General features: G+C 70.2%; 23 protein-coding genes. 13 read left to right on the top strand and 10 right to left on the bottom strand.

Annotated features, from left to right (window positions below):
* Window positions 1–1,239 (bottom strand): hypothetical protein (locus FFS15_RS11960; RefSeq protein ID WP_249354000.1); only part of this gene is annotated, 1,239 nt, incomplete at its 3' end.
* Window positions 1,240–1,427: 188 nt separating this feature from the next.
* Here FFS15_RS11960 and mtrA point away from each other — a divergent pair.
* The 5 genes from mtrA to raiA all read left to right on the top strand — a co-directional run bounded on the left by mtrA (window position 1,428) and on the right by raiA (window position 7,065).
* Window positions 1,428–2,108, top strand: coding sequence for an MtrAB system response regulator MtrA (gene mtrA, locus FFS15_RS11955; RefSeq protein WP_137845250.1), 681 nt, complete (start codon window positions 1,428–1,430; stop codon window positions 2,106–2,108).
* A 49-nt stretch (window positions 2,109–2,157) separates the two neighbouring features.
* Window positions 2,158–3,846, top strand: a complete 1,689-nt coding sequence (gene mtrB, locus FFS15_RS11950) for an MtrAB system histidine kinase MtrB (protein WP_137845264.1) — start codon at window positions 2,158–2,160, stop codon at window positions 3,844–3,846.
* Window positions 3,843–5,528: an LpqB family beta-propeller domain-containing protein gene (locus FFS15_RS11945; RefSeq protein ID WP_137845249.1), complete on the top strand. Its 1,686-nt coding sequence runs from the start codon at window positions 3,843–3,845 to the stop codon at window positions 5,526–5,528. The genes mtrB and FFS15_RS11945 overlap by 4 nt, the downstream gene beginning before the upstream one ends.
* Window positions 5,529–5,622: 94 nt before the next feature.
* Complete coding sequence (locus tag FFS15_RS11940; protein WP_137845248.1) at window positions 5,623–6,318, top strand: phosphoribosyltransferase family protein; 696 nt, start codon at window positions 5,623–5,625, stop codon at window positions 6,316–6,318.
* Between the two features lie 87 nt (window positions 6,319–6,405).
* Window positions 6,406–7,065, top strand: a complete 660-nt coding sequence (gene raiA, locus FFS15_RS11935) for a ribosome-associated translation inhibitor RaiA (protein WP_137845247.1) — start codon at window positions 6,406–6,408, stop codon at window positions 7,063–7,065.
* A gap of 78 nt (window positions 7,066–7,143) precedes the next feature.
* Here the strand turns inward: raiA and FFS15_RS11930 are convergent, their stop codons facing one another.
* The 5 genes from FFS15_RS11930 to FFS15_RS11910 form a co-directional block, all read right to left on the bottom strand.
* Entirely contained in the window at window positions 7,144–8,505 is a 1,362-nt protein-coding gene (locus FFS15_RS11930) for a hypothetical protein (protein ID WP_137845246.1), read from the bottom strand.
* A gap of 72 nt (window positions 8,506–8,577) precedes the next feature.
* Window positions 8,578–10,296 carry a DEAD/DEAH box helicase gene (locus tag FFS15_RS11925; protein ID WP_137845263.1) on the bottom strand — a complete coding sequence of 573 codons (1,719 nt, stop codon included), beginning with the start codon at window positions 10,294–10,296 and terminating at the stop codon, window positions 8,578–8,580.
* Between the two features lie 300 nt (window positions 10,297–10,596).
* Window positions 10,597–13,431: an FtsX-like permease family protein gene (locus tag FFS15_RS11920; RefSeq protein WP_137845245.1), complete on the bottom strand. Its 2,835-nt coding sequence runs from the start codon at window positions 13,429–13,431 to the stop codon at window positions 10,597–10,599.
* Window positions 13,428–14,144 carry an ABC transporter ATP-binding protein gene (locus FFS15_RS11915; protein ID WP_137845244.1) on the bottom strand — a complete coding sequence of 239 codons (717 nt, stop codon included), beginning with the start codon at window positions 14,142–14,144 and terminating at the stop codon, window positions 13,428–13,430. The genes FFS15_RS11920 and FFS15_RS11915 overlap by 4 nt, the downstream gene beginning before the upstream one ends.
* Window positions 14,141–14,770, bottom strand: coding sequence for a PadR family transcriptional regulator (locus FFS15_RS11910; protein WP_137845243.1), 630 nt, complete (start codon window positions 14,768–14,770; stop codon window positions 14,141–14,143). Before FFS15_RS11910 ends, FFS15_RS11915 begins: the two co-directional genes overlap by 4 nt.
* A 193-nt stretch (window positions 14,771–14,963) precedes the next feature.
* Between FFS15_RS11910 and secA the strand changes: the two genes are divergently transcribed.
* From secA to FFS15_RS11895, 3 genes are all read left to right on the top strand, one after another.
* A complete protein-coding gene (gene secA, locus FFS15_RS11905) occupies window positions 14,964–17,780 on the top strand; it encodes a preprotein translocase subunit SecA (RefSeq protein WP_137845242.1) in 2,817 nt (938 codons plus the stop codon).
* Between the two features lie 141 nt (window positions 17,781–17,921).
* Entirely contained in the window at window positions 17,922–19,148 is a 1,227-nt protein-coding gene (locus FFS15_RS11900; protein ID WP_137845241.1) for a pyridoxal phosphate-dependent aminotransferase, read from the top strand.
* Between the two features lie 71 nt (window positions 19,149–19,219).
* A complete protein-coding gene (locus FFS15_RS11895) occupies window positions 19,220–19,567 on the top strand; it encodes a hypothetical protein (protein ID WP_137845240.1) in 348 nt (115 codons plus the stop codon).
* Between the two features lie 80 nt (window positions 19,568–19,647).
* On the opposite strand, the gene FFS15_RS11890 is transcribed toward FFS15_RS11895, so the two are convergent.
* The gene (locus tag FFS15_RS11890; protein WP_137845239.1) at window positions 19,648–20,088 is read right to left on the bottom strand and encodes an Rv3235 family protein; all 441 of its coding nucleotides are present in this window, start codon (window positions 20,086–20,088) and stop codon (window positions 19,648–19,650) included.
* Between the two features lie 130 nt (window positions 20,089–20,218).
* Between FFS15_RS11890 and FFS15_RS11885 the strand changes: the two genes are divergently transcribed.
* Window positions 20,219–20,824 carry a hypothetical protein gene (locus FFS15_RS11885; protein ID WP_137845238.1) on the top strand — a complete coding sequence of 202 codons (606 nt, stop codon included), beginning with the start codon at window positions 20,219–20,221 and terminating at the stop codon, window positions 20,822–20,824.
* A 25-nt stretch (window positions 20,825–20,849) separates the two neighbouring features.
* On the opposite strand, the gene FFS15_RS11880 is transcribed toward FFS15_RS11885, so the two are convergent.
* Window positions 20,850–21,131: a helix-turn-helix domain-containing protein gene (locus FFS15_RS11880; protein WP_137845237.1), complete on the bottom strand. Its 282-nt coding sequence runs from the start codon at window positions 21,129–21,131 to the stop codon at window positions 20,850–20,852.
* 100 nt (window positions 21,132–21,231) lie between these two features.
* On the opposite strand from FFS15_RS11880, the gene FFS15_RS11875 reads away from it, so the two are divergent.
* The 3 genes from FFS15_RS11875 (at window position 21,232) to FFS15_RS11865 (ending at window position 24,697) form a co-directional block, all read left to right on the top strand.
* The gene (locus tag FFS15_RS11875; RefSeq protein WP_137845236.1) at window positions 21,232–21,861 is read left to right on the top strand and encodes an SAF domain-containing protein; all 630 of its coding nucleotides are present in this window, start codon (window positions 21,232–21,234) and stop codon (window positions 21,859–21,861) included.
* The gene (locus FFS15_RS11870; protein WP_137845235.1) at window positions 21,858–23,147 is read left to right on the top strand and encodes a P-loop NTPase; all 1,290 of its coding nucleotides are present in this window, start codon (window positions 21,858–21,860) and stop codon (window positions 23,145–23,147) included. Before FFS15_RS11875 ends, FFS15_RS11870 begins: the two co-directional genes overlap by 4 nt.
* Window positions 23,148–23,212: 65 nt before the next feature.
* The gene (locus tag FFS15_RS11865) at window positions 23,213–24,697 is read left to right on the top strand and encodes a PAS domain-containing sensor histidine kinase (protein ID WP_137845234.1); all 1,485 of its coding nucleotides are present in this window, start codon (window positions 23,213–23,215) and stop codon (window positions 24,695–24,697) included.
* Between the two features lie 39 nt (window positions 24,698–24,736).
* On the opposite strand, the gene FFS15_RS11860 is transcribed toward FFS15_RS11865, so the two are convergent.
* Window positions 24,737–24,985, bottom strand: coding sequence for a WhiB family transcriptional regulator (locus FFS15_RS11860; protein ID WP_018171995.1), 249 nt, complete (start codon window positions 24,983–24,985; stop codon window positions 24,737–24,739).
* Between the two features lie 250 nt (window positions 24,986–25,235).
* Between FFS15_RS11860 and FFS15_RS11855 the strand changes: the two genes are divergently transcribed.
* The gene (locus tag FFS15_RS11855) at window positions 25,236–25,631 is read left to right on the top strand and encodes a histidine kinase (RefSeq protein ID WP_137845233.1); all 396 of its coding nucleotides are present in this window, start codon (window positions 25,236–25,238) and stop codon (window positions 25,629–25,631) included.
* Between the two features lie 6 nt (window positions 25,632–25,637).
* On the opposite strand, the gene bcp is transcribed toward FFS15_RS11855, so the two are convergent.
* On the bottom strand, window positions 25,638–26,108 hold the full coding sequence (bcp, locus tag FFS15_RS11850; protein WP_137845232.1) for a thioredoxin-dependent thiol peroxidase: 471 nt from the start codon (window positions 26,106–26,108) through the stop codon (window positions 25,638–25,640).
* Between the last annotated feature and the right edge of the window lie 2 nt (window positions 26,109–26,110).

Here is a 26,110-nt window from a genome sequence, read left to right as displayed (position 1 = left end):
CTCTCCGACCGGCTCGCCGTCGACTTCACGCTGCCGATCCCCGACGGCATCGAGATCGACGACATGGAGATCGCCGGTCCGGGTGGTTCGTTGCGGATACACCGTCGTCGGCGGACCGTAGACCGGCTGCGCATACTGCTGTGGCTGACCGTACGGCGGGTACTGCGGGGGGACGGTGCCCGGGCCCTGCCGCACCGTGATCGTGCGGCCGATGTGCTGTCGGTAGGGATCGGGCAGTCCGTCTGCGCCGGAATCGCGCCGTTCGACGTAGGCGAGCAGGTCGAGGTCGAGTCCCTCGCGGCGCATGCGGCAGTCGATGTAGATGAGGGCGGTCGCACTCGACTGGACCACCACGAGCACGGCCTGGAGCAACAGCGTCAGCACCTGCGTCGTCAGGAGCACGACGACGACGCCGATCATCTCGGAGACGGTGGGATCACCCGTCGGCGCGAGGACCGTCGTCAGCCCCGTCGAGAGGAAGGTCATCGGGATGCTGACGACCTGCGCGACCGCTCCGAAGACCAGCGAGATCACCAGGATCACACCCAGGGCGACCCAGAATCGACCGCGGATGAGCGTCCAGGATCGGACGATCGCCTGCCCGATGGTGGCGTGCTCGATGATGATCGCGGCCGGGGCGAGGAGCAGCTTGATCGTGAGCCAGTAGATCAGGGGAATCGATCCGAGGATCACGAGGACGGTGAGCCCGATCGCGATCGGCGGTGAGGCGATGCCGATCGCCACCAGAGCGACGACGGCGACCGCCACCGCAGCGATCACCGCGAGGGTGAGCACGAGCGCATATCCGATGAGGCGCCACACGATCGGCTTGACCTGCTGCCACAGCGCGCCGAGCGTGAGCTTCTCCGCGACAGCGGCGTGGGTGACCTCGACGACGACGATCCCCTGGACGATCACTCCCAGGGCGCCGGCGGCGAGGCCGAGCACGATGCCGGCGATCAGGGTGATCGCCACCGACCCGGCGAGCACCGTGTCGAACTCCTCGGTGCCGGGCGTCAGCGTGTCGAGGCGCGTGAACGACGCGATCGCGACGCCGGCGACGGCGACGATCACGACGAGGTAGGCGAGGGTCTGAACGACCAGGGCGAACCCGAGCAGCACTTTGGGGTTCTGGCGCAGCGCTGCGAACGAGCGTCCGAGGATCGTGCCGAACGACAGCGGGTGCAACGGGATGATGCCGGGTCGAGAAGCCGGTGTCCAGGCCGGATAGGCGGTCACGCGTTCCCCCTCATGCGTCGCGGTGTCGCGCGGCCCACATCGGCGCGAACCGTCCTATCGTGTCATATCGCGCCGACGTCTCAGCCGCGCATTCGGCGTGCGCTCAGGCGGCGTCCACTACTCTGTGGAGAGCGCATGGGGACGCCTCTGCCGAGCCCGTGCCGGACGCAAAGGACGAAGCGCGCGAAATGACTTCACGCATCCTGGTGGTCGACGACGACACCGCCCTCGCCGAGATGATCGGCATCGTGCTGCGCACCGAGGGATTCGACACGGTGTTCTGCGCCGACGGCGCGAAGGCCGTCGACACGTGGCGCGCCGAGCGACCCGACCTGATCCTCCTCGATCTCATGCTCCCGGGCATGGACGGCATCGAGATCTGCACGCGCGTCCGCGCCGAGTCCGGCGTCCCGATCATCATGCTGACGGCGCGCACCGACACCGCCGACGTCGTGAAAGGCCTGGAGTCCGGCGCGGACGACTACATCGTCAAGCCGTTCAATCCCAAGGAGCTCGTCGCGCGCATCAAGACACGCCTGCGCCCGACCGGCCAGACCACCGGCGACACCCTGCGGATCGGCGACCTCACCGTCGACGTCGCCGCTCACGAGGTGCGCCGCGGCGACGCCGCGATCGCGCTCACCCCGCTGGAGTTCGAACTGCTCGTCGCGCTCGCGTCGAAGCCTCAGCAGGTCTTCTCTCGCGAGATGCTGCTCGAGCAGGTCTGGGGCTATCACTACAAGGCCGACACGCGCCTCGTGAACGTGCACGTCCAGCGCCTGCGCGCCAAGGTCGAACTCGACCCCGACAACCCCAAGATCGTCACGACGGTGCGCGGCGTCGGCTACCGCGCCGGCGCGGTGGTGTGAGGTCGGCGTGACTTCCGCCGGTGCGGGGGTCTCGGCATCCCGCTCGTCGATGGCGGCCTGGCGCGACTGGCGCGCGTGGCCGGACTCGCTCTCCAGCCTCTGGCGTCGGTCCCTCCGCTTCCGCACGATCGTCGTCACCTTCGGCCTGACGGCGCTCGCCGTGACCGTCGCGTGCGTGTGGATGGCGCTGCTCATCCGCAACGACCTCTTCGACTCCCGACTGGTGCAGGCACAGGCCGACGCGCAGCGGGCGACGGTCGCCGCCCAGGAGACGCTCGACAGCGCAGCGGTGCAGGGCGATGCCGTCCAGCTGCAGAACCTCATGACGAGCGTTCAGGGTGCGCTGTCGCGGCAGTCCGCGAGCGACATGTTCGCCGCGTTCCGCATCGGCCCGCCGTCGGCGATCGCGCCGCTGAACTTCACGAGCGATCCCCGCGCCGAGGAGATCATCAGCGAGGCACTGCGCGATCGCGTCAGGCTTGAGGAGGGCACCGACCTGCAGTGGTGGCAGTCGGTGGGTCTTCCGGCCGACGACGGGAGCGAGATCCCCGGAATCGTGATCGGCCAGCAGCTGCAGGTGCCGGAGGTCGGCCCGTACGAGCTGTACTTCGCCTACGACATGCAGGACGCATCGCAGACCCTCGGATTCGTGCAGGGCACCCTGTGGTTCGCCGGCATCGGGCTCGTGCTCCTCATCAGCGCCATCGCGTGGTTCGTGCTGCGATCGGTGACGGCGCCGATCGCCGAGGCCGCCGAAACCAGCGCGAAGCTCGCGGCCGGCGAGCTGCGGGTGCGACTCCCGGTGCGCGGCGAGGACGAGCTGGCGACCCTCGGGCGCTCGTTCAATGCGATGGCCGACAGCATCGAATCGCAGATCAAAGAGCTCGCCGACCTGTCGCTCGTGCAGCAGCGCTTCGTCTCGGACGTCTCGCACGAGCTGCGGACGCCGCTGACGACCATCCGCCTGGCGGCGGACATGATCAACGATCAGCGTGACGAGTTCGATCCCGCCACTGCGCGGGCTGCGGAGCTCCTCAACGCGCAGGTGCAGCGATTCGAGACTCTGCTGACCGATCTGCTCGAGATCAGCCGCTACGACGCGGGCTCGGTGCAGCTCGAACTCGAGCCCACGAGCCTCGCCCATCTCGCCGAAGACGTCATCGCCTCGATGCAGCAGCTCTCGGAGCAGCACGGCACCGACGTGCGCCTCGTGGCACCCGGCGGATACTCGCCGGTGGACATGGATCCCCGTCGCGTGCGGCGGATCGTGCGAAACCTGCTCGGCAATGCGATCGAGCACGGCGAGGGCCGCCCCATCGTGGTGTCGGTCGACAGCTACCGCGAGTCCGTCGCCCTCGGCGTGCGCGACTACGGACTGGGCATGAAGCCCGAAGACGTCGATCGGGTGTTCGACCGGTTCTGGCGCGCCGATCCGTCGCGCACGCGCACGATCGGCGGCACCGGCCTCGGCCTCTCGATCGCGATCGGCGACGCGCGCCTGCACGGCGGCGAGCTGGCCGTGTGGAGCGAACTCGGCCGCGGGACCAACTTCGTGCTCACGGTGCCCCGTCAGCCCGGCGGGCTCACCGGACCATCCCCGATCCCGGTCGATCCGGGCGACGACGCCGTCGCGGCGCTGGACGACCTCGGCCTCACCCAGCCGATCGACGTCCTCGACATGGACGAGCTTCGGGCGCTCGACGGCCGCGATGCGACGAGACGCGGGGGTGCGTCATGAGGCGCCTGCGCAGTGCCCTCCTCGCGGCCCTCGCCGCGGTCGCCGCTGTCGCGCTCAGCGCGTGCGCAGGCCTGCCGACCAGCGGCACGGTCCACCCGGGCCTGCAAGCGGGCGCGACCTCGTCGCAGTCCGAGTCGTTCTTCATCCCCGATCGCCCGCAGCCGGGCGCGACGCCCGAGCAGATCGTCGAGGGTTTCATCCGGGCCGGCGCCGGCCCCGGGGCGAACGGGCAGTGGGATCGCGCCCGCGAGTTCCTCGCGCCGAGCCTGCGGTCGCAGTGGAAGCCGGAGGCGCAGGTCACCATCGACCTGCCGGGTGATCGCGTCGCCGTCGCGCCCGAGGACGGCCGCGTCGACCTCGCCCTCATCGCGGTCGCGACCGTCGACGAGCGCGGCACCTATCAACGGACGGAAATCGGCGCCCGCTCGCTCCCGTTCCGCCTCGCGCAGCAGGCAGACGGGGAGTGGCGCATCACCGAGGCGCCTGACGGCGTGGTGCTCAGCCGCGACTTCTTCCCCAGCGTGTTCCACCGCTACTCGGTGATGTACTTCGATCAGACCTGGGAGTACCTCGTGCCCGATGTGCGCTGGTTCCCGACGTCGAACGCAGCCAGCCGCATCACCGATGCCCTCGTCAACAAGGCCCCGAGCGATTGGCTCGCGGCATCCATCTACAACGCGTTCCCCGACAGCGTGTCGGCGCTGCCTGCCGTCCCCGTCTCGGCGGGCTCCGCCCAAGTCGAGCTCAGCGATACCGCGCTCGCCGTGGAGCCCGCGGTCCTCGATCGCATGCTCACCCAGCTCGAGGCGAGCCTCGCCTCGGCGGGAGTGACCGATGTCGAGATGGAGGTGGGCGCGGCGCCGCTGACGGCATCGCCCGTCGAGACCCGGTCGACCCGCGTGCCGGCGGTTCCGCTCGTCCTCACGGCGGACGGCTTCGGGTTCCTCACCGGCGATGCGATCGATCCGATACCGGGCCTCTCGCCGGCGGTCGAAGCGGCCCAGCCCGTCGCAGTGCAGATTGCGCCCGACCGTGATCTGGCGGCACTGCGCCTCGCCGACGATTCGGTGGTGCGCGTGGGGGCGAACGGCTCGTACGAGACGCTCGATCAGCGCGGATCGCTCGTGGATCCTTCGATCGACCCGTTCGGGACGGTCTGGAGCGTGCCGGAGGATCGTCCTGCCGAGGTCGTCGCCTTTCTCGAAGACGGCCGGCGCCTGGACGTCGCCGATGCGTGGCCGGGAGCCACCGGCATCGCCGCGATGGCGGTGTCGCGCGACGGCACCCGGATCGCGGCGGTGATCGGCTCGGGCGGGAGGACGGCGCTCTGGGTGGCGGGCATCGAGCGCGACCCCGACTCGGTGCCGGTGCGCCTGGGCGATCCGGTGCAGCTCGCCCTCATCGCGGGCACCGGTGTGGGGATCGCGTGGCTCGACGACCTCACCGTCGGCGTGCTCTCGCACGAGGGCGAGGCCTCGGCGATCCTCGAGCAGGTCGTGGGCGGCCCGGCGAGCACGACGGCCGCAGCGGCGTCGATGGTGCAGATCGCGGGCGGAACGTCGCTGTCGACGGTGCGCCTGCGCGCCGCGGACGGCATCCTCTACGTCAAGCGCGCGACGAACTGGGAGCAGACCGCGGCCGACGTCCTCGTGCTCGCCACCCAGCAGGGCACGCCCCGCTGAGGCCGGTTCCTCCCCAGCGGGGGAGTGCGCGGCGACTCTCCCCGATCGTGCGATCGGACGCGTGCGCAGAGCGTCGCACGGCGACGATGGGGCGATGGATGCCGTCCCGTCGGTGCCGCAGATCGTGCGCGCTGCCCTCGCCGACGCTCTCGCGCTGGTGCTGCCGGTCTCGTGCGCGGGGTGCGATGAACCCGACGTCGCGCTCTGCGCGGCGTGCCGCGCGGCCCTCGCACCGTGCCCCGTCCGCCGCGAGACCGCCGGCGCGGGCTCCCTGCCGGTCGGGGGCGGCCTCGCCTTCGAAGGTGTCGCTGCCCGGGTGATGCGCGCGCTCAAGGAGGACGGGCGCCTCTCGCTCGCCCGTCAGCTCGCCCCTGCGCTGACGGCGGCGGTCGCGCGGGCGGGTGGCGGTGACGCGCTGCTCGTGCCCGTGCCGACCTCGCGAGCCTCGTTCCGCCGCCGCGGCTTCCGCGTGCCCGATCTCATCGCCGCTCGCGCGGGGCTCTCGGTGACGCGGGCGCTGCGGCCCGTGCGGCGCGTGGCCGATCAGCGTGGCCTCGGCCGACTCGAGCGCCGGGGGAACGTCGCGGGCAGCCTCGTCGCGCGGGGCGTGCACGGTGTGCGCGTGGTCGTCTTCGATGACGTCGTGACCACCGGCGCGACGCTCGACGAGGCGGTGCGGGCGCTGCGCGCCGCCGGCGCCGACGTCGTGGGCGCGGTCGCGGTCGCCGCGACGCCTCGGCGCACGCCCTTCACCGGGCGCATCGCAGTCACATCCGAAACTCACAGGTGACATGGGCGGGGTGCGCGGCTACCTTGGGGGGACAAGGCGACTGAAGGTCCGCCCTTGGCCGGGTGGACCGGAACAAGGAGGTCAGGGATGGATACCAGCATCGTCGGCGTGGGAGTGGGGATCACAGATCGTTTCCGCTCGGTGGTCGAAGACAAGGCCGCCCGCATCGAACACCTCGCGCCGCGCGCTCAGCGCGTGGAGGTCAAGGTCACGCATCGCGCGTATCACAACGGCCGTGTCGAGGACGACACGGTCGAGCTCACCCTCAACGGGAAGGGACCCATCGTCCGAGCCGAGGCCACCGACGGCGACAAGTTCGCCGCTCTCGACATGGCTGTCGACAAGCTGTGCGAGCAGCTGCGCCGGGCCAAGGACAAGCGAGTCGACGCGCGCAACCACCCGCGTGGCGCGAAGTTCGAGAAGGGAACCGGTTCGCTCGAGGGCATCGACGTGCAGCCCGCCTCGGTCGAGTTCCTCCGCGCTGTCGCGACGGGAGAGATCCCCATCATCACCGGCAACGAGGAGGAGGCGGACTACACCCCCGTCGTCATCCGCACGAAGGAGTTCCACCCTGAATGGATGTCGGTCGAAGAAGCCGTCGACCGCATGGAGTTGGTCGGTCACGACTTCTTCCTCTTCGTCGATGCCCGCACCGACCACCCGAGCGTCGTCTACCGTCGCAAGGGCTGGGACTACGGCGTGATCTCGCTCACGACGCAGGCAGCGCCTGAGGCGGTCGCCTCGTAAGCGCACGGCGTCCGGCGGACGCCCACTGACTCACTGATCGGATGCCCCGGCCCACCAGGCCGGGGCATCCGCATGTCGTCAGTCGAACATCCCGTCGAGGAGGCTCCCGATCACGAGGCCGCCGAGGATGCCGCCCATGAGGTCGTTGCCGCCGCCGCCGCGCCGGCCGCCGCCCCAGCCCTGCTGCTGCGGACCGCCCCACTCGCCAGGGCCGCTCTGCGGGCGTGACGAGTCGATGTCACGCTGTGCGAGCTGAAGCGCCTCACTCGCGAGGAACGCGGCTCGTCGGGCCATCGCGAATGCCTGCTCGCGGTGGTCCTCATCGATGAGGGTGGTGGCGGCGGCCGACGTACCGAGGTAGCGGTCGAGGTCGATGCGCGTGCGCTCGGCCTCGGCGAAGCGCGTGCGCGCGTCGGCGCCGATCCAGCCGCGGTGCCCCGCGATCACGTCGCGGACCACGGCGAGCTGCCGGTCGGCGTCGTCGATCGCGTGCCGTACGTGCTCGAGTGGGGGGATCGGTCGCGCCGCGCGCTCGCGGGCCGTGGCGATCGCGGCATCCAGCCCCGCGTTGGCCTCGCGCAGGCGCGTCAGCAGTTCGAACGGGTCGGTGTTGACGCCCGCAGCGGGAAGCGAGGCGAGAGCTGACTGCAGCGCCGCGATCGCGGCGGTGACGGCGGGGGTCGCGGGCTCTTTGAGGGCGACCGCGACGTCTTCGCGCGAGTCCTCGACGATCGCGGCGAGGGTGGATTCGGCACGCAGCGCCTCGACCTCGAACGTCTCGACCGCGTCGATGAGCGTCTCGGCGCGACGGGCTGCCTCGGTCGACGCCTCGAGCGCCATGTTGGCCTGCTCGCGCTGCCCAGCCTCGCGCCGGCGCTCGGCGATCCCCGCACTGTGCTCGGCGAACCCGAGCAGCTGCTCGGCCTCGGCCGGGTTCGCCTCGACCTGTGCGAGCGCGTGCGCGGAGTACCGCGCGCCGAGGCGCTGGACGGTCTCGCGGGCGTGGGGGATGCGGGTGCGGAGGCGCGCAGCATCCGCCCTCACCTTCGCGATGATCTCGGGCGCCCGACGAGCGCGGGCGATCGGCTCGGCGAGAGCGGTCGTGCGGTCGTCGAGGAGCTCTTCGGCCCACTCGCACAGCTGAGCGATGCGGGCATTGCGCGTGCGCAGCTCTTCGGGGGTGTCGGGGATCTCGTCGTGGTTCAGCTGGTGCAGGTGGAACGCCTCTTGCATGTGCGTACGCACCGCGTCCAGCGCCTCACGGAGGTCCTTCGTCGCACCGGGGCCGAGTTCCGCCTCAGCGAAGGCGAGTTCGTCGGTCGTCAGTCGGACGCGCTCATCGGCGGCGACGAGCGCCGACCGTGCGCGCCGTGCGAGGTCGGCGTCCTGTGCGTCGAGTTCTTCTTTGTCACGCTTGCGTTTGCCCCAGAATCCGGCCATGGATCGATCCTACGGGCGCTCCTGGGGAGCAGGCTGACCGCTGTGAGCGGATGCCGGTCCCGAGCCGTGCGGCTAGTGCCGGGGCTTGCGCGCCGGACGGTCGTCGCCATCGCGGCGGCGGCCGCCGGGGCCGCCGGTGTCGAGGCGCAGTTCGATGAGCTTCCCCGAGATGCGCGTGTCGGCGAGCTTGGCGAAGGTGTCACGGGGGAGATCGGACGGCAGCTCGACGAGCGAGAAGTCGGGGCGGATCTGAATCGCGCCGAAGTCGTCGCGACGCAGTCCCCCCTCGTTCGCGAGCGCGCCCACGATCTGGCGCGGCTCGACACGATGGCGCTTGCCGACGGCGATGCGGTAGGTCGCCATGCCCTCACGGGGCTGGCGCGGGCGGCGCTCGGGGCGCTCGCCGCCGTCGGTGCGATCGAAGCGGCCGGGGCGGTCACCGCGGTCGGTGCGGTCGGCGAAGTCGCGCTGAGGGCGGGCGGGCTCGGGCTCGAGCAGCAGCGGCGACTCGCCCTGCGCGACGACGGCGAGGGCGGCGGCGACGTCTACCTCGGGCACGTCGTGGTTGCGCACGTAGTGTGCGATCACGTCGCGGAAGCCGTCGATGCGGTCGGTCTGGCCGAGCGCGGCGGTGATGCGGTCGTCGAAGCGTGCGAGGCGTGTGACGTTGACGTCTTCTGCCGTCGGCAGCTGGATCTGGGTGAGCGGCTGGCGCGTCGCGCGCTCGATCGCGTTCACGAGCCCGCGCTCGCGGGGCGTCACGAAGCTGATCGCGTCGCCCGAGCGGCCGGCGCGACCCGTGCGGCCGATGCGGTGCACGTACGACTCGGTGTCGGTGGGGATGTCGAAGTTCACGACGTGCGAGATGCGCTCGACGTCGAGACCACGGGCGGCGACGTCGGTGGCCACAAGGATGTCGAGCTTGCCCGACTTCAACTGGTTGACGGTCTTCTCGCGCACAGGCTGTGCGACATCGCCGTTGATCGCGGCGGCGGAGTAGCCTCGGGCGCGCAGCTTCTCGGCGACCTCTTCGGTCGCGCTCTTGGTGCGGGCGAAGACGATCATGCCCTCGAAGTTCTCGACCTCGAGGATGCGCGTGAGGGCGTCGATCTTCTGCTGCCACGACACGATGAGGTAGCGCTGGGTGATCGTCGCCGAGGTGGTGGTCTTGGTCTTGACCGTGATCTCTTCGGGGTCGTGCAGATACTGCTGCGACATCCGTCGGATCGCCGCGGGCATCGTCGCTGAGAACAGCGCGACCTGCTTGGTGTCGGGCGTGTCCTTGAGGATCGTCTCGACGTCTTCGGCGAAGCCCATCTTGAGCATCTCGTCGGCTTCGTCGAGCACGAGGTACTTCAGCTCAGACAGATCGAGGGTGCCCTTTTCCAGGTGGTCCATGATGCGGCCGGGGGTGCCGACGATCACGTGAACGCCGCGGCGGAGCGCCGACAGCTGCACGCCGTAACCCTGCCCGCCGTAGACGGGGAGCACGTGCACGCCCTTGACGTGCGAGGCGTACTTCTCGAACGCCTCGCACACCTGCAATGCGAGCTCGCGCGTGGGGGCCAGCACGAGGGCCTGCGGGGTCTTCTGCGACACGTCGAGACGGTCGAGGATCGGCAGCGCGAAGGCCGCGGTCTTGCCGGTTCCGGTCTGGGCGAGACCCACGACGTCGCGGCCCGCGAGCAGCGTCGGAATGGTCGCCGCCTGGATCGCGGACGGGGTCTCGTAGCCGACGTCGCGGAGTGCCTTGAGCACCGCTTCGCCCAGGCCGAGGTCGGAGAACGTCATCGCTGCGGGCTCTGCGGGAGCCTCGGCTTCGATCGGGGCGTCGGTTTCGGTCACGCTTCAGGGTAGTGCGTGCGGCCTGTGAGGCGACAGGATGCCGCGCCCGCGGCATCCGAGACGCGTGGCCGAGCCGCGCTCAGCGCGGCCGTGTGCTCGCGAGTGCGAGCTCGGTGATGTCGATGGGCTCCGTCGGCGGCAGGCTGATCGCCGCGGGATCGATGGCGGAAGCGGTCGGTGTCATGACTCGTCCTCTCTGATGGTCTGATGACTCACTGGGTAGTGTCCGGATCGCCCGGATTCGTCTCACGCGATCGCGGTGCGGCGGGTGAGGTCGGGATGCCGGGGCGGCACGAGCCACGCGGCGAGCGTCACGCCGATCGGCAGCCCGAGCCCGAGAAGGGCGAGCCACACCCATGGCGTGTCGGCGATGTCGAACGATGAGGGGTTGGCCATCGCGAGACCCCAGATCGACAGGTACCCGGACGCAGTGCCGAGCAGCGCGCCGATGCCGACGATGACCATCGCCTGCCACGCGTTCACGTTGCGTCGCAACATGGTGCTCCCGCCGACCGCGGTCAGCGTGGCATCATCGGGGCGCCGCTCGAACCGCGCGAGACCCAGGACGACGGCACTGGCACCGAGCACGAGCACGACGGTGACGCCGAGGATCAGCCACAGCCAGGGATCGATCGGCGCAGGGCCGGACTCGACCTGGGCATACAGTCCGGCATCCGCGCCGACGCGCATGTCCTGCGTCTGAGCCGTGATCTCGTCGATCGTTCCTTGATCGAGCGGCACAGCGTAGGTCGCGATGAGCTGTGACGGCACGTACGCGATGCCGAGCGCAGCCGCCGTCTCGGGTGTGACGATGATCTCGAACGGCTGCTGGTGTCCGACATCGATGAACGCGACCTCGAGCGGGTGCTCGGCTTCGGGGTCGATTGCGGCGTCCTCGCCCGGAGTGCCGTTCCACGCCATGAGGCTGTTGTAGCTCTCGGCCGTCCACTCCGTCAGGACGACGTGATCGTCCTCCGTGAGGAAGTCGCGGTTGGTGGCGACCGCCGCGCCTCCGCGCAGCGCGGCAAGGACGTCGTCGCTCAGGGTGGCGCCGAGGGCCGTCTCGATGTCGTCGACCGCGATGATCGAGAGGTTGCCTGACGCAGCGTCGTAGGGCTGGACGCACTCTCCCTGACAGTCGCCGTAGCCCTGACGTGCGACGGCGAAGTACGGTGCGTCGGGATCGACCGGCTGACCGGTGGCGTCCGTCTCGGGCCAGGAGATCGTCGATACGAGGGCCGTCGCCTGCGGACTCGTCGGCGCGACGACATCGGTCGCCGCATCGACCAGGGCGGCGGAGTCGGCGGACCCCATCTGCCACATGCCGACCACGAGGGCATCCTCGGGCGCCTGATACCAATGCTGGCGTGCGCTCTGTGCTGCGGTCAGAGCGGTCGACGAGAGGGCGAACGAGGCGGCGAACACGCATGCGCCGATCACGGCGAAGGCCGGCACGACGCGCGAGGGTGTGGCCGCGGCATCCCGACTGGCGATCCGAGGCGCGAGCCCGAGGGGAGTGAGGATGCGCGAGATCTGCACGAGCAGCCAATGGGAGGGGATGAGCGCCCCGATCTGGAAGACGAGCGGGCCGAGCACGACGGCGTAGAGCGCCGTGAAGAACAGGGGACTCTGCTGGTCGCCGTCCTCACCGAGCGCCAGCGTGCCGCCGATCACGAGCACCCCGGCGACGACGGCGCCGAGCCCGGTGAACATGACGATCAGCCCCCAGAGCGGGCGGTGCGGCCGAAGCAGCGCCGGGCGCCGCGCGCCTCGGAGCGCCGACAGCGTGTCGCCCTTCGTGGCGGCGCGGGCGGGTGCGGCCGCCGCGAGCGTTCCGACGATCACGGCGAACACCAGGATCGGCAGCACCAGCATCCACGGCAGCTGGAATCCGAAGTTGCCCCAGAAGGTGCCCTGCGCTCCGCGATCCGTGATGAGGAGCGCCAGCGCGGCGCCGGCCGCACCGACGACGGCGCCGAGAACGCCGCCGACCATGCCGAGCACAGTTCCCTGCAGCAGCACGATGCGGAACACATCGCGGCGTGATGCCCCGACACTGGCGGCGACCGCGAGCGCGCGCTGCTGGCGACGGGCCGCGACCGAGAACGCGGCGCCCGCCAGCAGCACCACGATGTAGCCGCAGATCGCCGCGGCGATCGAGCCGACCAGCAGCACCGTCCACAGTGGGGTCTCGCCTCCACCCCACTCACTCAGGCGCGCATCCGCCGGTGGGTCCATCACCAGATCGCGGGCGTAGGCGACGTATCCGGCGTGGTTGAGCTCTTCGAGCTCTGCGAGGGTCGGCTGCCAGTTCTCGGTGTACCAGCGCACCATCGCGCCGTCGGCGGCGATGTCGGCAGACTGCTGCGGGAGGAACAGCTGTTCGACGGATGCTTGTGCCGAGACCGACCTCATCGTGCCGGTGATCATCATCGAACGACCCGTGTCAGGGAACACGACATCGTCGCCGATCTGGGCATCGAGTCTGTCCAGCGCGCCGGGCGACACCATCATCTCGTCAGCGGCAGTGGGGGCGGCGCCGTCGATCAGGACATACATCCCCTCGAACGCCGGATCCCACACATCGCCGACCGTTGTCGGCAGCCAGCCCACACCGCGGGCTGTCTCGACGCCGACGGTGACGTATGGGCTCACCTCGAAGACGGTCGTGCCAGCGGGGATCGTTTCGGGCGGCCCGACCGGCGCAGGTTCTTCGGGGTTCTCCGGCGCGCCCGTTTCGTCGCGATCGATGTCGGAGTTCCACGGTTGGTCGACGGCCTGCCAGCGACTCGGGTCGGGTCCGCCGACGATCTCGATCCAGGCTTCGTTCTGGCCGAGTTCGACGGTCACCTTCTGCTCGGCGCTCGGCACGTGACTCTGCCAGAACACGGCGGCTCCGGTGAGCCCTGCGACCGGAAGGGCGACGAGCAGCGCGACCAGGGCGCTCGAACCCTTGGCCCGCCACGTCTGGCGTCGCGCGATCCTGATGTCGGCGCGCCAGCGCGAGGATCGCGACGGGCGCCGATCGGCAGGCTCGGCGGTCGCGGCGGCTTCCGTATGCGCCTCGAGTACCGCAGTCATCGGGCGGCCAGCAGCGTCTCGGCGCCGTCGCGTCGCGATTCGTCGATGATGCGGCCGTCGCGCAGGAACACGATGCGGTCGGCGAACGCCGCGTGGCGCGCCTCGTGGGTCACGAGGATGCCGGCGGCGCCGGCATCCACCCGCGCGCGCAGCATCTTCAGCACCATCTCTCCGGTGACCGAGTCGAGCGCGCCCGTCGGCTCGTCGGCGAGGATCAGCCGACGCCCGCCGACGACGGCGCGGGCGATCGCGACACGCTGCTGCTGGCCGCCCGACAGATCGTCGGGGTAGGCGTGCAGCTTCGCTTCGAGCCCGACCGAGGCGAGCGCGTCCCGACCCGCCCGGCGCGCCACTCGGGGTCGGAAGCCGTCGAGCTCGAGGGGCAGCGTCACGTTCTCGAGCGCCGTGAGGGTCGGGATGAGGTTGAAGTCCTGGAACACGAACCCGAGCGAGCGGCGCCGCAGCGCCGCGAGCTGCTTGGGGGTCTGCGATGAGAGGTGCTGACCCTCGATCACCACTTCGCCCGTGGTCGGAGTCGCGAGCCCGCCGGCGATCGACAGCAGCGTGGACTTGCCCGAGCCTGACGCGCCCATGATGGCGACGAGTTCGCCCTGAGAGACTTCGAGGTCGACTCCCGAGAGTGCTGAGACCGCAGTCTCACCCGAACCGTACTGCTGCGTCACGCCGATGAGGCGGAGGATGCTTTCGGTCATCGAACGGATCCCGTCGCAGCGGGCGTCTCGGTGATGGCCGGATCTTTCGCAGGTCTCCCGCGCTTGGGTCGGTCGGCCGACAGCGTGAGGGCCATCGCATGCTCCGGATGCAGTGCGAGGCGCTGCTCGGTGTGGTCGAGCCAGCGCACCTCGGCCTCGGCGGCGAAGATCATCGAGTCGACCACGAGCGACCACGCGAGCTCTTCGGGGCCGTCGGGATTGCTGCCGGCGTACTTTGCGCGATTGAGCTCCTGCAGCTGCCCGAGGGACGCGCGCCGCTGCGCGTGGATGATCTGCGCGACGTCGACGCCGGGAAGGGTGGACGCCACGGCCAGCTTGATCGCGAGTTCGTCGCGCGTGCCGGACGACCGTTCGACGGGAGAGGCCAGCCAGTCGCGAACCTCGGACGATCCGGCATCCGTGATTTCCCAATAGACGTGGCCCTGCTCGTCGGTGTCGCCCTTGACGACGAGGCCGTCGCGCTCGAGGCGGTCGAGGGTGTTGTAGATCTGGCCGACGTTCAGGGGCCAGGTCGACCCGGTGCGCCGGTCGAACTCGGTTCTGAGCTGATAGCCGTAGCACGGCCCCTGATCGAGGATCGCCAGCAGGCTCTGTCGCACCGACATCGTCGTCTCCCGTCATTCCCGATGCATACCGGGTATCTAGTTGCCGAGTATATACATACCGAGAAACGCGGTGTCCAGCATCCAGCCCATTCCAAGATCACAGGCGGGTAACATGGGCGGGTATGCCCGGGAGTCTGAGCCCGGGCGGCATCGGCGCCGATTCGCGCCGCACCTGACAGATGGAGATCGTCCTGTGGCCAACCCCCTCGAGAAACTGCTTCGCGCCGGCGAGGGCCGCATCCTCCGGCGGCTCCAGCAGGTCGTGAAGGCCGTCAACGCCCTCGAAGAGGACTACGCGCAGCTCACCGACGACGAGCTGCGCGGCGAGACCGTAGAGCTTCGCGCCCGTCACGAGGCCGGCGAGACGCTCGACCAGCTCATGCCCGAGGCGTTCGCGGCCGTCCGCGAGGCGGCGAAGCGCACGCTCGGCCAGCGCGCGTACGACGTGCAGATCATGGGCGGCGCAGCCCTCCACCTCGGCAACATCGCCGAGATGAAGACCGGTGAGGGCAAGACGCTCACCGGCGCCTTCCCGGTGTACCTCAACGCGATCGCCGGCAAGGGCGTGCACGTGGTCACCGTCAACGACTACCTGGCGTCGTACCAGTCCGAGCTCATGGGCCGCATCTACCGGGCCCTCGGCATGACGACGGGCAACATCGTCGCCGGCCAGACTCCCGAGGTGCGTCGCGAGCAGTACAACGCCGACATCACCTACGGCACGAACAACGAGTTCGGCTTCGACTACCTGCGCGACAACATGGCGTGGCGCAAGGAAGACCTCGTCCAGCGCGGTCACTTCTTCGCGATCGTCGACGAGGTCGACTCGATCCTCATCGACGAGGCCCGCACCCCGCTGATCATCTCGGGGCCGTCGTCGGGTGAGGCGAACCGCTGGTTCGTCGAGTTCGCCAAGATCGCCAAGACCCTCGAGGTCGGCGTCGACTACGAGGTCGACGAGAAGAAGCGCACCATCGGCGTGCTCGAGCCCGGCATCGAGAAGGTCGAGGACTACCTCGGCATCGACAACCTCTACGAGTCGGCGAACACCCCGCTCATCTCGTTCCTCAACAACTCGATCAAGGCGCTGGCGCTCTTCAAGCGCGACACCGACTACGTCGTGATGAACGACGAGGTCATGATCGTCGACGAGCACACCGGCCGCATCCTCGTGGGCCGCCGCTACAACGAGGGCATCCACCAGGCGATCGAGGCGAAGGAGGCGGTTCCGGTCAAGGCCGAGAACCAGACCCTCGCCACCGTCACGCTGCAGAACTACTTCCGCCTCTACGACAAGCTCGCCGGCATGACCGGTACCGCCGAGACCGAGGCGGCGGAGTTCATGTCGACCTACCAGCTCGGCGTCGTGCCGATCCCGACGAACAAGCCGATGATCCGCAAGGACCAGTCCGACCTCGTCTACAAGAACGAGCAGGCGAAGTTCGCCCAGGTCGTCGAAGACATCGCCGGTCGTCACGAGCTCGGCCAGCCGGTGCTCGTGGGCACGGTCAGCGTCGAGAAGAGCGAGTACCTCTCGCGGCTGCTCGCCAAGAAGGGCATCAAGCACGAGGTCCTCAACGCGAAGAACCACGCGCGCGAGGCCGAGATCGTCGCACGCGCCGGGCGCGTGGGCGCCGTCACCGTCGCCACGAACATGGCCGGTCGCGGCACCGACATCATGCTCGGCGGCAACGCCGAGTTCCTCGCCGTGCAGGAGATGCGCGCCAAGGGCCTCGACCCCGTCGAGACCCCGGACGAGTACGAGTCCGAGTGGGACGCCGTCTACGAGACGATGAAGGAGCGCGTCGCCGAGGAGAGCACGAAGGTCGTCGAGGCGGGCGGTCTCTACGTGCTCGGCACCGAGCGCCACGAGTCGCGCCGCATCGACAACCAGCTGCGCGGTCGCTCCGGCCGTCAGGGCGACCCCGGCGAGAGCCGCTTCTACCTCTCGCTCACCGACGACCTCATGCGCCTGTTCCAGTCGGGCGCCGCCGAGGCGATCCTGGCGCGGACGAACTTCCCCGACGAGGTCGCGATCGAGTCCGGCATGGTGACGCGCGCGATCAAGTCGGCGCAGAGCCAGGTCGAGGCGCGCAACGCCGAGATCCGCAAGAACGTCCTCAAGTACGACGACGTCCTCAACCGTCAGCGCGAGGCGATCTACTCGGACCGCCGGCACATCCTGCAGGGCGACGACATCGCCGACCGCGTGCAGCACTTCATCGAAGACGCCATCAACGCCGTCATCGACGATCACACGGGCTCGGGCCACAACGAGAGCTGGGACTTCGACGCCCTCTGGACCGAGCTGAAGACGCTGTACCCCGTGAGCGTCACGATCGACGAGGTCGTGGCCGAAGGCGCCGGACGCCGCGGTGGCATCACCGCCGAGGGGCTTCAGCGCGAGATCCTGTCGGACGCGATGATCGCCTACGGCAAGCGCGAGGAGACGCTCGGGACCCCCGCCACGCGCGAGCTCGAGCGCCGCGTGGTGCTGCAGGTGCTCGACCGCCGCTGGCGCGACCACCTCTACGAGATGGACTACCTCAAGGACGGCATCGGCCTGCGTGCGATGGCCCAGCGCGACCCGCTCATCGAGTACCAGCGCGAGGGCTACCAGATGTTCCAGGCGATGATGGGGCAGATCAAGGAGGAGTCGGTCGGCTACCTCTACAACCTCGAGGTCGAGGTGCGTCGCGCCGGCGAAGGCGACGCGCAGGTCGAGGCCAAGGGCCTCGGTGCAGCCCCCGTCGAAGGTCAGCGGCTGCAGTACTCCGCGGCCAACGACGCCGGCGAGGTCGAGGTGCGCAACGACCGCGGTCAGGTGCAGCAGGCGGCGACCAATCGCCTCCGCCAGGCGGCGGCGCAGGCTGCTCCGGCTGCCGCACCGGCGGCCGAGCCCCAGCGCGGTGCGTTCGGGCAGAAGACGGATGCCGCGGCCCCCGCGCCCGCGCAGCAGGCGCCGCAGAACCGCGCGCAGCGCCGGGCGGCCGAGCAGCGCAAGAAGTGATGCGGCGCGGGTCAATGCCGCGAAGCGGCGTTGAGGCGTGCCGGATCAGATCGAGTAGCGCCGCGTAGCGCCGCGTATCGAGATCTCATGCGGGCCACGGGCGGTCGATTGGCCTCGGCATCCCGCCGATATCCTGGGGCGATGAGTCCGCTTCGCACCCTCGATCAGTCCAGCAAGCTCAAGGATGTCCTCTACGAGATCCGCGGGCAGGCCCTGGTCGAGGCCGATCGGCTCGAGGCCGAGGGTCACACGATCCTGAAGCTCAACACCGGCAACCCCGCGGTGTTCGGATTCGAGGCGCCGTTCCAGATCGTGCGCGACATGATCGAGGCCGTCCCGCACTCGCACGGCTACAGCGACAGCCGCGGCATCATGTCGGCGCGGCGTGCGATCGTCTCGCGGTATGAGGAGGAGCCGGGATTCCCGGCCTTCGACCCCGACGACGTCTACCTCGGCAACGGCGTCTCCGAGCTCATCACCATGACGATGCAGGCGCTCCTCGACGAGGGCGACGAGGTGCTGATCCCGGCGCCGGATTATCCGCTGTGGACGGCGATGACGAGCCTCGCCGGCGGGACGCCCGTGCACTACCGCTGCGACAACGACAACGGCTGGCAGCCCGATCTCGAAGACATCCGCGAGCGGATCACGCCGCGCACGAAGGCGATCGTGGTGATCAACCCGAACAACCCGACGGGTGCGGTCTACACGAAGGAGGTGCTCGAGGGCATCGTCGAGATCGCTCGCGAGCACTCGCTGCTGCTGCTGTCGGACGAGATCTACGACCGCATCGTGTTCGACGATGAGAAGCACATCCCGCTCGCGACCCTCGCACCCGACCTCCTGTGCCTCACCTTCAACGGGCTGTCGAAGACGTATCGCGTGGCCGGCTACCGCTCGGGCTGGCTCGTGATCACCGGGCCCAAGGCGCACGCGGCGGGGTTCCTCGAGGGCATCCAGCTGCTCGCCTCGACGCGGCTGTGCCCGAACGTCCCCGCGCAGTTCGCGGTGCAGGCGGCGCTCTCGGGCGTCCAGTCGATCGACGCCCTGATCGCTCCGTCGGGGCGGCTGCACGAGCAGCGGGATGCCGCATGGAGCGCCCTCGAGGCGATTCCGGGTGTCTCCTGCCTCAAGCCGCAGGGGGCGTTGTACGCCTTCCCGCGACTCGACCCGAACGTCCACGAGATCCGCGACGACGGCAAGCTCGTCTACGACTTCCTCGTCGCCGAGCATGTGCTCCTCGTCCAGGGAACCGGCTTCAACTGGCCGACTCCCGACCACCTGAGGATCGTCACGCTCCCCGAGGCCCGTGTCCTCACCGAGGCGATCGAGCGCCTCGGCAACTTCCTTTCGTCGTACCGCCAGTGACCCTTTGACGGATGCCGCGGCATCCGTCAACCCCCTCGCCCGACGCGGCCGGTCGGCGCTAGCGTCGAGGAATGGCCATCCAGATGAATCAGGCGGCCTTTCGCCACGCGCGCACCCTGGTGCGCGACGGCAGGGTTGTGAAGGACGAGCAGGGGGACTGGTCCGAGGCTGAACCCACCCCCGATGAAGAGAACGCGTTCATCGAACGCGAGGGCTGGAAAGCGTACGGCCGATGGCACCTGGGCTGCGACGGCCGCGAGAGCGAAGAGACCAAGCAGGCGTACTCATTCCCGTTCGGCGACTTCCGCAAGGTGCATCGATCGGGTGTGATCGCCGCGGAGAGCCGCGCGGGCCAGCACGGCCACCTCGAGATCCGCGACGCATTGAAGGCGCTGCTGCGGCTCATCGACGAGGTGTGAGCCCGCACGGACGGCGCGAGAAGAGACGACCGGGCGGCCACATCGTTGGGGCCCGCCCGCCCGCCGGTCGGGAACGCGTGTCAGAGCAGCGCGAGCGAGGTGGCGCGCCAGCGGCCGTCCATGCCCTCGAGGCGCACCGCGACGGCGCGCGTTCGCGCCGGTCCCTGCACGACGACGACCGATTCGACGACGCCGTCGGCGGGCGATTGGCTGCGCAGCGCCAGGATCGCGTGCACGGGCCGCCGGGCGGGGACTCCGCGGGCGCTGCGAGCCCGCGCCGACAGATTGGCGCGTGTGACCAGCTTGCGATACGGATCCTCGGTGAGCCAGCGGGCGAGCTGATCGACCTCGCGCACCCCCGAGAGCACCTCGAGGACGCCGACGGTGAGGTTGCGCAGGAACGGCTCGGGGTCGGGGAGGGCGTGCTGGGAAGTGCGCTGCGGCGCGAAGAACTCGGCGAGTTCGTGCGCGTCGCCGGGCGCGCGGAATGCGCGGGCTGAGCCCGCGGGCGTCGTTGCCATGGGTGCCTATCTCGACAGGGGGGATGTCTTGCGGACAGTAGAACACACGGAGAACTCACAGGAAGAATCGGCGAGGGCTCCTGTGGATAACTTGTGATGCAGTCGTGATGAAGTGCCCTACCCTCACTGGGTGCACTGGGACCGCTTCTTCGACGACCTCGAGGATCAGCTCGCCTCTGAATGGGAGGCCGAGCGCGCCGCTCTCGACACCGAGGCGGAGCGGCTGCGGCTGTCGCGCGTGACGCTGCGCGATCGGCTGACACTGCTCGCCGAGCGCGATCCGAGCGCCGCGGTCCCGACTTTCGAGCTCGCGGACGGCACGATCCTTCGGGCCGCGGTCAGCGGCGTCGGAGCGGACTGGGTCGCACTCGCCCTCACCGAGGGGCGGCCGGCCGGGGCGCTCGTCCCGCTCGGGGCGCTGGCGTCGATCGGCATGGCCCATGCCGAACTGCTGCGCTCGGCGCGACCCGCGCCGTCACGCTCCTCCCTCACCGAGCGGCTCACCCTCGGGTTCGTGCTGCGCGACCTCGTCCGGCGCCGTGCGTCGGTGACCGTCCACACGGCATCGGGTCGCACCCTCGCGGGCACGATCGACCGGGCCGGGGCCGACCACCTCGACCTGGCACTCCACGAACCCGGATCAGCGCGCCGTGCCGACGCCGTCACAGGCCACCGCCTGGTGCCGTTCACGGCGATCGCGTGGGTGCGCGTCGACGGTGCCGGCTCGCTCGTCTGAGCGGCGCGGCGCTGACCTCCGGTGCTCAGTCGGGGTTGCGGACCACGCCGGTGCCCCAGAGCTCGGGGAAGCTTGCGGCGCTCGACTCGCGCCACAACGCCATGCGGCGGGCGATCTCGGCCTCGTCGTCGAGGTACGCCGTCACGCTCGACTCGTCGATGCGCCAGCGTGCGGGAGCACCGACGCGTACGCCGCGCAGGCGGCTCTCGTACACGAGGGCCATGACCTCGTCGACGGTCACACCGAGCACCTCGGCCACTTGGGCCGGGGCGAGCAGACGCACGTCAGACGTCGGGTTCTCGGGCATGACCCCCATTATGGCCCCGGGCTCTCGGCCGGGACCGGACGCCCGGTCGCCTGTGGATAACGACGAAGGCCGTTCCGCGGCGTGGGTCACCATGGTTGTCATGACCGCACTCGAGCCCGCCCGCGCCGTGCGCCGCGCCTTCTGGGGCGACGCCCGCTTCTTCCTCGGCATCCTGCTGATCGTCGCTTCCGTGGCGGGCGTGTGGTTCGTGGTCTCGGCCTCACGTCAGACTGCGCCGGTGTTCGCGGCGACGCGCACGATCGTGCCGGGAGAGGCGATCGGCAGCGGTGATGTGCGCGCGGTAGAGGTGGCGCTCGGACAGCTCCGCGACCTCTATCTGTCGGAGCGCGAGCTCGACGCCGGCCTCGTCGCGACCCGCACGATCTCCGCCGGCGAGCTCGTCCCGGCGGATGCCGTCGGCGACGCGGCTGAGGCCCGCACAACGAGTGTCGTGGTGCGCAGTGCCGTCGACGTCCCTGCATCGGTCGAGGCGGGGACCGTCGTCGAGGTGTGGGCGGCGCCACTGGACGAGCACGGCGATTTCGACGTGCCGCGCATCCTCGTCCCCGACGCGACCGTGGTCTCCGTCACGCGCGACGACTCGATGCTCGGCGGCGGGGCGGCAGCGCTGGAACTCGTGATCCCTCGCGCCGACGTCGCCGCCACCCTCGCGGCCATGGCCGACGAGTCGGCGCTCTCGGTGGTGCCGACGGCGGGCGCCGGCTCGTGAAGGTCGTCGTCGCCGTCGACGACGGATCGGCCTTGGCGTCGGCGCTCACGCGCGAGGGCCACGACGTGATCGCCGTGGTGGCTGCATCCGCCCTGGTGCTTGCGACGGACGATCGGATGCCGGGCGACGACGTCGAGCGCGTGCTGCGCGCGGTCGCGAACGCCGAGGCTGTCGTGCTCGAGGTGACGCGCTCGACGATGAGCGCCGCGGTCGTCGCGATGTGCGACCGCGCGGGCACCCGCATCGTGCCGCTGTGCGCGTCGGTCGGTGAGGAGCGCGTCGCAGCGGCCTTCGGCCTCGAGAGCCCGGTGCCGTTCGATGCGGAGCCGTGGCACATCTCAGCGGCGCTCGACGCGATGCCCGTACGATCGCACGCGAGCGTGACCGGGGCCGAGCGCGCCGACCCGCCGGCGTCGCCGACGGAGCCGCCGCTGCCACGGGTCATCGCGGTGTGGGGACCGGCCGGCGCACCCGGCAGATCCACCCTCGCGATCGAGCTCGCCGCCGAACTCGCCCGCGGCGGGCGGCACGTCGCGCTGGTGGATGCCGACACCCACGCGCCCTCGATCGCGCTCGCGCTCGGCCTCGCCGACGAGGGGCCGGGGTTCGCCGCCGCCTGCCGGCAGGCCGAGATCGGCGGACTCGACGTGCGCGAGCTGTCGCGCATCAGCATCCCACTCGGCCGCACGGGCGTCGAGGTGCTCACGGGGATCAACCGGCCCTCCCGGTGGCCCGAGCTCACCGACGCGCGCGTGAGCGGCGCTGTGGCGGTCTGCCGTGACTGGGCGGACTTCACCGTCGTCGATGTGGCCTCCTCGCTCGAGCGCGACGAGGAGATCGTGAGCGACTTCGACGGTCCGCGCCGGAACGCCGCGACTCTTGCGGTGCTGCGCACTGCCGATCTCGTCGTCGCCGTGGCCGGCGCCGATCCGCTCGGCGTCTCGCGCTTCCTCCGCTCCTACCCCGACCTCCGCGCCACGATCGGGGCGACGCCTGTGGCGGTCGTCGCGAACCGGCTGCGCCCCGGCGCGCTCGGAATCGACGCCCGAGGCCAGGTGCGGCGTACGCTCGACCGCTTCGGCGGCATCGGCGAGGTGTGGTTCCTGCCGCAGGACCCGCGATCCGCCGACGCTGCTCTCCTGGCGGCGCGCCCCATCGCCGACGTCGCCCCGAAGTCGCCGCTGACCCTCGCGGTGCGCCGCTTCGCGGGTGAGGCGATCGCCGCTCCGACCACCGCGCAGCGCGCGGGTCGCAGCATCCGTCGCACGGCGAAGCGCGCCGCCTGAGGGTGATCGGGGCGCGCCGTCGCAGGATTTCCCGGCCCAGGGGAGAGGCGCTCTAGGCTGGACGGATGTCGACCCTCAGCGATCTCGTCTACGCCCAGGGCCGGTCGAGCGAAGCGGACGTGGAGTGGCTTCACCGCCTCGCCGGCGACGGACAGCTGCTCGCCGACCTCGCCTTCGCTGACATCGTGCTGTGGGTGCCCACCGCCGACGACTCGTTCGTCGCCGTCGCGCACACCCGGCCGAGCGGCGCGGCCACGCTCTTCTATCGCGACATCGTCGGCGATCGGGTGCGCCCGCAGTGGCGCACGCAGGTCAAGGACGCCTTCCAGACCGGCCGCATCGTCGACTCGGCGTCGCCCGACTGGTTCGAGGAGACCCCGACGCGCGTGCGCGCCGTGCCGGTCGTCCGCGCGAAGGGCACCGAGGTGCAGACGCTCGGCGTGGTGACCCGCCACACGAATCTCGGCGAGGCCCGCACGCCGTCGCGCCAGCAGATCACCTTCAACGACTGCGCGGACGACCTGTTCGGCATGGTCGCGTCGGGCGAGTTCCCCGATCTGTCGGCGCCGACGGCTCCGCGCCGTGGCGCCCCCCGCGCATCTGACGGCCTCATCCGCCTCGACGTCGACGGTGTGACGACCTTCGCCAGTCCGAATGCGCTGTCCGCCTTCAACCGCCTCGGCTTCGACGACGAACTCGAGGGCGAGTCCCTCGTCGGCGTCGTGACCAGCATCCTGCCGACCAAGCGCCAGTTCGACGAGTCGCTGCCGGTCGTGGTGACGGGACGGGCGCCGTGGCGCACCGACCTCGAGGCGCGAGGGGTGACCGTTTCGCTGCGGACGATTCCGCTCCGCGACCACGGCACGCGCGTCGGTGCGATCGTGCTGTGCCGCGACGTCACCGAGATCCGCCATCAGGAGCAGGAGCTCATCACGAAGGACGCGACGATCCGCGAGATCCACCACCGCGTCAAGAACAACCTGCAGACGGTCGCGTCACTGCTTCGCATCCAGGCGCGCCGGTCGCACTCCGAAGAGGCGCGCGATGCGCTCACGCAGGCGATGCGCCGCGTCTCGGCGATCGCGGTCGTCCACGACACGCTCTCGGAGGGCCTCGCGCAGAACGTCGATTTCGACGAGGTGTTCGCGCGGGTGCTCAAGCTCGTGGCCGAGGTCGCAGCGGCCCCCAATACGCGTGCGCGGACGCACTCGCGCGGACTGTTCGGGACGCTCCCGAGCGAGTACGCGACGCCGCTCGCGCTGGCGCTCACCGAACTCGTCACCAACGCCGTCGAGCACGGGCTCGCCGGGCAGGAGGGCGACGTCGAGATCATCGCCGAACGCACCGACGAGCACCTCGAGGTGCGCGTGCGCGACACCGGCTCGGGCCTGCCCGAGGGTCAGGTCGGCCGGGGGCTCGGCACGCAGATCGTGCGCACGCTCATCCAGGGCGAGCTCGGCGGCACGATCGACTGGCACACGATCACCGGAAGCGGCACCGAGGTGACGATCGAGATCCCGCTGCGCTACATCGAGCGCGCGAAGAGCTGACGGCTGGGTCGGACGCCGCGGCATCCGACCCGTCCTGGGTCAGGAAGCGCGACGGGCGCGAGCAGCGCGACGCTTGAGCGCGCGACGCTCGTCTTCGGAGAGCCCACCCCACACGCCCGAGTCCTGGCCGGTCTCGAGTGCGTACTGCAGGCAGATCTCGGTGACGGTGCACCGGGCGCAGACGGACTTCGCCTTCTCGATCTGATCGACAGCCGGACCGGTGTTCCCGACGGGGAAGAACAGTTCGGGGTCGACGGTCAGGCAGGCGGCTTTGTCGCGCCAGTCCATGGTGGTGCTCCTTGTGACGATGTGTCGGTAATTGCGGTGGGCCCGGATTCGGGTCCGGTACCCTGTGGGGGTGCGAGTCTTGCTCGCCCCACGTCACTGTGGGAGCACACGGCTTCAACAATCGTCCCATAGCGGTTAACCGGAAATCAAGGGTTGATCAACGTGTCTCTGTGCACGTTGCTGTGGATCTGCTCCACGCAGTGGAGGAATCGCACAAACGAGCCCGGTCTGGGCGGGAAGGTGGGTAAGAATGCGGACAAGTGCGTCCGGATACGCCGCAGCGGTCGTCGTCGCGCTCGAGGGAGTCGGGATCGCCGCTCTCGTCGTGTGGCAGATCCTCGCGATGGTAGCCGGCGACACCGGCTCGCTCGCCAGCTCGATCGCACTCGTGGTGCTGACAGCGGTCGGCGCCGTGGCCGTGCTCGCATTCGCCGTCGCGATCTGGCGCGACCGGTCATGGGGCCGTTCGGGTGGCATCGTCACGCAGGTGCTCATCCTCGCGGTCGCGCTGGGCGCCGCGACCGGCGCGTACGCCGACCCGCTGTCGGGGCTGGTGCTGGCGGCGCCGGCGATCGTCGCCCTCGTGCTGCTTGTGCTCGCCGTCCACGCGGCCGGTCGCGCCGCGAAGGACGCGGCGTCGGCCTGACGCTTTTCAGACGCCGAGGAGTCCGCGCACCCGCGCCACATGGCCGGTGGCCTTGACGTTGTAGAGCGCGTGCTGCACGACGCCGCCGGCGTCGATCACGAACGTCGAGCGGATGACTCCCTCGACGAGCTTTCCGTAGTTCATCTTCTCGCCCCACGCGCCGTAAGCGTCGTGGACCGCGTGGTCCGGGTCGGAGAGCAGGTCGTAGGGGAGTGAGTCGCGCTCGCGGAACTGCCGGAGCGTCGCGGCGTCGTCGCGCGAGATGCCCAGGACCGTGTAACCGGCGGCCTGCAGGGGCACGAGGCTGTCGCGGAAGTCGCAGGCCTCGGTCGTGCAGCCCGGGGTCATCGCCGCGGGGTAGAAGAACAGGATGACTCCGCCGCCGCGGAGGCCCTCGAGCGAGACGGAGCGCTCGTCCTGATCGGTGAGGGTGAAGTCGGGAGCGGGGGAGCCGGTTTCCAGGAGTGCAGTCGCCACCC

This window comes from Microbacterium sp. 2FI (genome assembly GCF_005502885.1).
Classification (GTDB): domain Bacteria; phylum Actinomycetota; class Actinomycetes; order Actinomycetales; family Microbacteriaceae; genus Microbacterium.
The sequence above is the reverse complement of the archived record's forward strand: the minus strand, read 5'-3'. Positions and strand labels throughout refer to the sequence as shown.

Bases quoted from the DNA above. Each gene is read 5' to 3' on its own strand.
- FFS15_RS11890 (WP_137845239.1), bottom strand. From the start codon at position 20,088: ATGGCAACGACGCCCGCGGGCTCAGCCCGCGCATTCCGCGCGCCCGGC.
- raiA (WP_137845247.1), top strand. From the start codon at position 6,406: ATGGATACCAGCATCGTCGGCGTGGGAGTGGGGATCACAGATCGTTTC.
- FFS15_RS11900 (WP_137845241.1), top strand. From the start codon at position 17,922: ATGAGTCCGCTTCGCACCCTCGATCAGTCCAGCAAGCTCAAGGATGTC.
- FFS15_RS11910 (WP_137845243.1), bottom strand. From the start codon at position 14,770: ATGTCGGTGCGACAGAGCCTGCTGGCGATCCTCGATCAGGGGCCGTGC.
- mtrB (WP_137845264.1), top strand. From the start codon at position 2,158: ATGGCGGCCTGGCGCGACTGGCGCGCGTGGCCGGACTCGCTCTCCAGC.
- FFS15_RS11945 (WP_137845249.1), top strand. From the start codon at position 3,843: ATGAGGCGCCTGCGCAGTGCCCTCCTCGCGGCCCTCGCCGCGGTCGCC.
- FFS15_RS11875 (WP_137845236.1), top strand. From the start codon at position 21,232: ATGACCGCACTCGAGCCCGCCCGCGCCGTGCGCCGCGCCTTCTGGGGC.
- FFS15_RS11855 (WP_137845233.1), top strand. From the start codon at position 25,236: ATGCGGACAAGTGCGTCCGGATACGCCGCAGCGGTCGTCGTCGCGCTC.
- mtrA (WP_137845250.1), top strand. From the start codon at position 1,428: ATGACTTCACGCATCCTGGTGGTCGACGACGACACCGCCCTCGCCGAG.
- FFS15_RS11920 (WP_137845245.1), bottom strand. From the start codon at position 13,431: ATGACTGCGGTACTCGAGGCGCATACGGAAGCCGCCGCGACCGCCGAG.
- FFS15_RS11880 (WP_137845237.1), bottom strand. From the start codon at position 21,131: ATGCCCGAGAACCCGACGTCTGACGTGCGTCTGCTCGCCCCGGCCCAA.
- FFS15_RS11865 (WP_137845234.1), top strand. From the start codon at position 23,213: ATGTCGACCCTCAGCGATCTCGTCTACGCCCAGGGCCGGTCGAGCGAA.
- FFS15_RS11930 (WP_137845246.1), bottom strand. From the start codon at position 8,505: ATGGCCGGATTCTGGGGCAAACGCAAGCGTGACAAAGAAGAACTCGAC.
- FFS15_RS11925 (WP_137845263.1), bottom strand. From the start codon at position 10,296: ATGACGTTCTCCGACCTCGGCCTGGGCGAAGCGGTGCTCAAGGCACTC.
- FFS15_RS11915 (WP_137845244.1), bottom strand. From the start codon at position 14,144: ATGACCGAAAGCATCCTCCGCCTCATCGGCGTGACGCAGCAGTACGGT.
- FFS15_RS11860 (WP_018171995.1), bottom strand. From the start codon at position 24,985: ATGGACTGGCGCGACAAAGCCGCCTGCCTGACCGTCGACCCCGAACTG.
- FFS15_RS11940 (WP_137845248.1), top strand. From the start codon at position 5,623: ATGGATGCCGTCCCGTCGGTGCCGCAGATCGTGCGCGCTGCCCTCGCC.
- FFS15_RS11895 (WP_137845240.1), top strand. From the start codon at position 19,220: ATGGCCATCCAGATGAATCAGGCGGCCTTTCGCCACGCGCGCACCCTG.